General features: G+C 60.6%; 4 protein-coding genes and 4 pseudogenes. 3 read left to right on the top strand and 5 right to left on the bottom strand.

The genetic code is table 11. From position 1 onward, the window contains the following. The 3 pseudogenes from Q2941_RS50535 to Q2941_RS50525 form a co-directional block, all read left to right on the top strand. Window positions 1-254: pseudogene (locus Q2941_RS50535) on the top strand (hypothetical protein); the annotation flags it as partial. Window positions 255-723: 469 nt separating this feature from the next. Continuing rightward, window positions 724-942, top strand: a pseudogene (locus Q2941_RS50530) (ATP-dependent DNA ligase); the annotation flags it as partial. 59 nt (window positions 943-1,001) lie between these two features. Beyond that, window positions 1,002-2,557 (top strand): annotated as a pseudogene (locus Q2941_RS50525) (ISL3 family transposase). A 219-nt stretch (window positions 2,558-2,776) separates the two neighbouring features. On the opposite strand, the gene Q2941_RS50520 reads toward Q2941_RS50525, so the two are convergent. The 5 genes and pseudogenes from Q2941_RS50520 to Q2941_RS50500 all read right to left on the bottom strand — a co-directional run. Then, window positions 2,777-2,914, bottom strand: a complete 138-nt coding sequence (locus Q2941_RS50520; RefSeq protein ID WP_458197380.1) for a hypothetical protein — start codon at window positions 2,912-2,914, stop codon at window positions 2,777-2,779. A 414-nt stretch (window positions 2,915-3,328) separates the two neighbouring features. Continuing rightward, window positions 3,329-4,186, bottom strand: coding sequence for an SDR family oxidoreductase (locus tag Q2941_RS50515; RefSeq protein ID WP_458197379.1), 858 nt, complete (start codon window positions 4,184-4,186; stop codon window positions 3,329-3,331). Between the two features lie 16 nt (window positions 4,187-4,202). After that, window positions 4,203-4,604 (bottom strand): hypothetical protein, encoded by a 402-nt coding sequence (locus Q2941_RS50510; RefSeq protein ID WP_458197378.1) that lies wholly within the window; start codon window positions 4,602-4,604, stop codon window positions 4,203-4,205. 14 nt (window positions 4,605-4,618) lie between these two features. Then, window positions 4,619-4,840, bottom strand: a complete 222-nt coding sequence (locus Q2941_RS50505) for a hypothetical protein (RefSeq protein WP_458197377.1) — start codon at window positions 4,838-4,840, stop codon at window positions 4,619-4,621. Window positions 4,841-4,951: 111 nt separating this feature from the next. Next, window positions 4,952-5,440 (bottom strand): annotated as a pseudogene (locus tag Q2941_RS50500) (ROK family protein); the annotation flags it as partial.

Below are 5,440 nucleotides of genomic sequence, written 5' to 3'. Positions count from 1 at the left end.
CCCTTCGCCAACGCGGAAGCCGCAGCGCGCAATCTCGTCGAGCTCGTCGCCGGCATCGAAGCCGTCCAAGACGGCCGCATCCATATCGAGAAGATCAATGCGCCAAGCACGCGGTCGAGCGCGGCTGGCTGGAGCTGCACGAATCCGGGACCTACGTCCGGCTCTCGAAGACAGACCGGCTAAGGCAGCGATTCGCGCCTTCTGGGCTGGGGCGCTATCTATTATTTCTCCGGCGCGGCGATTGTTTTGCTTGATCCTTCCGGAGCGCTCTGCATGCCCGGTGGGCTTTGCCCTTGCGGACTTTCGGCAGGCGCGCCACCTGATTTAGTGTCAACTGGCCCGGTCCACCCTTGAGGTTGCAACTGGCCTTTTTCCTCCGGCGGGGTAGGCGCCGCTCCGACGGTTGCGGAGGTTGGTCTGTTTTGATCGTCGGCAATCGCAAGGCCACAACTCAAAAACGAGATCAGGCATGCAGTGAGAGCAAATATCCGCCACACTAGAATTCTCCGGCCGAGGGTGGCCCAGCGGTTTGGCCGCCAGCCTGGTCCAGCTCCGGCCCTTACAGGGGCTCTGTGACCGGAGCACGTCGAGAACACACAAAATTGCCGGTTGTTCCGAACTCGTAAAAGCTCTTGAAATTCTTATCTTTTGGACATGCGTATGGCGTACGAGCTCTGCCTGGCGACCGCCGGCAAGTAGGTCCCATCGGGGCCGGATTGGCTTCATGAGGTGAAAGCGGATGGCTACCGGATGCTCGTCATTCGGGAGGACCAACGCGTGCGCCTACTCTCGCGGAACGGCACCGTTTGGACCAAGCGCTATCCATGGATCGCCGAGGCGGCGCTGAAGAACCGGCAGAAGCATTTCGTTATAGACGGCGAGGCTGTAATCCTAAGTGTCGACGGCATCTCCGATTTCAACTGTCATTCGGCATGCCCCTGACTCACTTTTGATGCAGTTTGGGGGATGTCTGGCGCTTTGATTGGAGGAGAATCAGCGCCATGCAGCAAGCACTCCACCGCTCCAGTCTGGTGCCGCGTGGGTTTGTTGTAGAGAATGCGTACTACGAGGGTGATAAGGCCATTGTTGTGGTCCGGGCGTCCGGGAGCGTTGGTCTATGTCCATCGTGCGGAGCGGTATCCCGGCGTGTCCATAGCCGCTATCGAAGACGCGTGACCGATTTGCCGCTCTCGGGGCGGATCGTCAAGCTCCTGGTTATCGCCCGCCGCTTCCGCTGCGACGCCGTTCTGTGCGGGCGCCAAATCTTCACGGAGCGCTTCGCCGAAGGGGTACTGGCACCATCGGCGCGACGCACGGCGAGGCTGGACTCTATCGTTCATCACCTCGGCTTGGCGCTCGGCGGTCGACCGGCAGCACACTTCGCAAGGCGGCTGATGCTGCCGGTGAGTAAGGATACTCTCCTGCGCGTGGTCCGACGCCGTCACCGTCCCTCGGCTGACCCGCTCAAGGTTATCGGCATTGATGATTGGGCCTGGCGGCGCAATCACCGATACGCCAGCATCATCTGCAACCTGGAAAGGCGCCGGATCGTCACCCTGCTGCCAGATCGTGAGCCCGCGACAGCCCAAGCCTGGCTCGCCGCTCATCCCACGATCGCTGTCGTTGCTCGCGATCGCGGCGGAGGATATGCGAAGCTGCGGCAAGGGCGCTCCCGCACGCGGTACAGGTCGCAGATCGTTGGCACTTGATGGAGAACGCTAGTCGGGCCTTCCTCGATGGCATCCGCAGATCGATGCGCCAGATCCGCAGCGCAATCGGGTCGACAACCATCGATCCCAAACTGCTCAGCGCGGCCGAGCGCCTGCAATATGAAGGATATCTTCGCCGCGAAGAGACCAATGCGACGATCTTGGCGCTGTCGAAAAGCGGAACGCCGATTAAGCAGATCGTGCGCCAGACTGGTCATAGCAGGAAGCTGGTTCGTCAGGTGATCCGTGGCGAACGCCACGATGTCTTCCGGACCCGGCAGAGTTCGCTCGATCAGCACCTGCCATGGCTCGATGACCAGTGGGCCGCCGGCTGCCGTAACGGCGCTGAACTTTGGCGGCGCCTAAGGGCGCGCGGCTTCCGAGGCTCTCTTCGTGTCGTCGCAGAATGGGCAACACGCAGGCGGCGGGCAGAAAAGGCCGACGCACAAAACCTTCAGCGGATTCCGTCGGCCAGAACGATCGCACGCCTCATGACGATCGGGCGGGACCTGCTTACGAAAGCGGAGACCGTCACGGTCGCGGCGATCGAAGCTGGCGTACCAACCCTGGTCGAGGCCCGCGAGATCATCGCCGAATTCCACATGATGATCAGACGCAAGGCCGAGGCGGGACTTACTCCATGGGTCGAGCGCGCCCGCGCCAGTCTCGTAGCCTCGTTCGCCAGCGGCGTCGCGAAGGATGAAGCAGCGGTTCGGGCGGCAATCACCTCGCCCTGGTCAAACGGCCAAACTGAGGGGCAGATCACTCGCCTCAAGCTCGTTAGACGTCAAATGTACGGTCGTGGGAAAATCGATCTGCTTCAAGCCAGACTAATCGGCGCAGAATAATCGGAGCTGCACCAAAATTGCGTCAGAGCCAATTTTGCATGCCGAATGACAATCCGGAAATCGCTCATCGAGACCGGGGTGCCGCCCACACCTGAAGGAAAGGCGGAATTTTCGCGATGTCAGCAGGAAGCCTATGAGGCGCGGCGAGCTGCGGAGACCGCGTGACGCACCGAGCGGCCGCCAGCTTGAGAAGAGGCCTGATCACATCAAGCTTGGTTTTCATCCCCGTCGATGCTGCCTGGCCTTCTTTCGACGCTCATCTAAACCGACGCCGCTCTCGTCGGGGAAAACCATCTTCTGGAAGCTTTCCTGGCCGTTGCAGTCTCCGTCCACCGCCGTGTAGACCGAATCGATCAAGAGTCGCGTTTCCGCCGACGCCGCGCGTCAGTCTAGCCCGCTAACTCCGGCTCATCACCCATCAACCGCCTCCTTGGCAGATCGGAACGCTTGGTGCTGCCAGTCCGATTGTCTGGCGGACAAAAAAGATTGTAGCGTGTTCCTTGGTCCTACAGCTCAACTGCCTGCGTTCATCGGCCAGAGATGCTCAGGTAGACTTGAACGTGCCGTTCATTCCGTTCGGACAGAATCCGCCTTTGCTGACTTCCATTTTGTCGGTCACGTAGACGATATGCAGCACCTCCGACGGTCATTGCCGTTGCGCTTTTGTCAAGTAGTACAATCGTTAGCAAAACGCCTGATGCACCGAGAGGTGCCAATTTCTGGCGGCCGGGCGCTACGCCAAACTAAACTTCCGTCTCATCGCGCTCGCGATCAGATGAAAGGTTTCCCGCCTGTTACAGCGAGCGTCGCACCGGACGTATAGCTTGAGAGCGGATCGGCCAGCATGACATAGGCGGTGGCGAGCTCAGCCGGCTGCCCGGCTCGTTTCATCGGCACCTGCTTGCCGAAGTTCTTTACAGTGTCCGACGGCATGGTTGACGGGATCAGCGGCGTCCAGATCGGGCCCGGCGCGACGGCGTTAACGCGTATGCCCTTTTCGGCAAGCATCTGGGCAAGACCACCCGTGAAGTTCTGGATCGCACCCTTGGTGGTCGCATACGCCAGCAGGATGGGGTTTGGCATGTCGGCATTCACGGAAGCGGTGTTGATGATGGCGGCCCCCGATTTCATATGCACAACAGCCGCCTTGGAGAGATAGAACATCGCATGGATGTTGACCTCGAACGTGCTCTGCCATTCGTCGTCACTGATATCCGCGATATCCTTGAACGTGGCCTGGTGGGCCGCATTGTTGACGAGGATATCGATCCCGCCGAGCTCATCGACGGCACGTTTAATGACGGCACGGCAGTAATCTGGCTTTCGCAAGTCTCCGGGAAACAAGACTGCCTTACGGCCTGCCTTCTCGACGAGAGCCTTCACCTCCTCGGCATCTTGATGTTCGTCGAGATAAGAAATGAGCACGTCGGCCCCTTCGCGGGCATATGCAATTGCCACGGCTCGCCCGATCCCGCTGTCTCCTCCGGTAATGACGGCCTTCTTGCCTGCAAGACGGTCCGATCCCTTGTAGCTTTCCTCGCCATGGTCCGGACGCGGCTTCATCGCCGACGTCGAACCGGGCATCGGTTGCCGTTGATTGGGATAAGGCGGGCGCGGATAATCGAGCATGGCATTCTCCCTACGATCATCGGTAACACGGCATCCGCGGCGGAAACTCGTTGGCCACCGCGAGCACGGCATTCTCGTTGGTTTCCAGAGCAATCTTCTGCGCGAGCATCACGTCGCCAGGCACCAGGCGCGCTGAAGGCGCAAAGCACCAACCCACCCTCGGCGTTCCCGCCCTGTCGAGCTCGTGGACGTTCGCAGCCGTCCCATAGTTGATGCGGTACCGCTTGGCCGTATCGCAACCGACCACATCGAAGTACCGATGTTCATCGAACTGAGCGAGTTGTACCGGTGACAGCCACGCGCGCAGCAGCTGGCGGCCGCGGGCCTCTGGCGAGTTTTCTCCGATGAAGCTGGCATAGAGTTCGCGGAGCGTTTGCAGCCGCGAACCCGCCCGGCGTCGAGCTCCGAACAGAAGCATGGCCCAGCGCTCACCTAGCCGCCGACGAGGCGCGGGTAAAATAACGTCTCCTGGGCCGTCGGGTCGAACGCCCGCACTACGGCGACTTCGCCGGGCCCCGTCCGCGTTGCTGCAGCGAATCCCTTTTCGGTCAGTTTCTTGAAGCGCTGCTCCGCCTTGGCCAATGCTTCCAGGTCTGCCGCGTCAAATTCGTGCCGCATGTCCCCGCTGTGATCCAAAACAATCTGCGTAGGCATGGATGCTCCTCCTATGCTCCGCGATGATTGAGCAAACAGGCGGCGGGGCGCGACGTTCCTCCGCTCTCCGATATTCTTGTTGTCTCGGCCTGCCTCGAAAGAGGGCTAGGCTCAGCGTTCGCTCTTGCCGTTCTTGCCGTTGCGGTTGGTGAAGCGGGAGTTGCCGAGGCCGGTGCCGATCGTCAGCACGCCCCAGCGTTTCACGTCCTTCATGAACGGCACCTCGGACAGGCCCTGCACCACGCCGTCGTTATGCATGACGATCGTCGTGTCGTGTTCTCCGATCTGAGGGATGGTTTCGACCAGAGCTGCCGGCAGATTAAATTTACTGCTCTCCCAGTTGCCGGGTAGGTTCTGCGCGCCCTTTGCGATCGAGCCGTCGCTCTCGATGACGCCAGGACACGCGATGCCGATGAACGGCGCGAGCTTGAACCCTTCGTTCTCCGCCTTCGTGGTCAGGTTCTTGAGCATTTTGACGAGACGCTTAACGGCTTCCTCTCGGCTCGGTTCGTCGTCGGCATGACGCCACAGCTCGGACTTCCACACGCATGCCTTGGAGAGATCCGGCGCCTTCTTGCGACGCGTTTCTACGACGCCACA

It is taken from the genome of Bradyrhizobium sp. UFLA05-153, assembly GCF_054185185.1.
This window is presented reverse-complemented; position numbering and strand designations above follow the sequence as displayed.

Excerpts from the sequence above, each read along its gene's own strand:
- Q2941_RS50505 (WP_458197377.1), bottom strand. The coding sequence starts at position 4,840 with ATGCCTACGCAGATTGTTTTGGATCACAGCGGGGACATGCGGCACGAA.
- Q2941_RS50510 (WP_458197378.1), bottom strand. The coding sequence starts at position 4,604 with ATGCTTCTGTTCGGAGCTCGACGCCGGGCGGGTTCGCGGCTGCAAACG.
- Q2941_RS50515 (WP_458197379.1), bottom strand. The coding sequence starts at position 4,186 with ATGCTCGATTATCCGCGCCCGCCTTATCCCAATCAACGGCAACCGATG.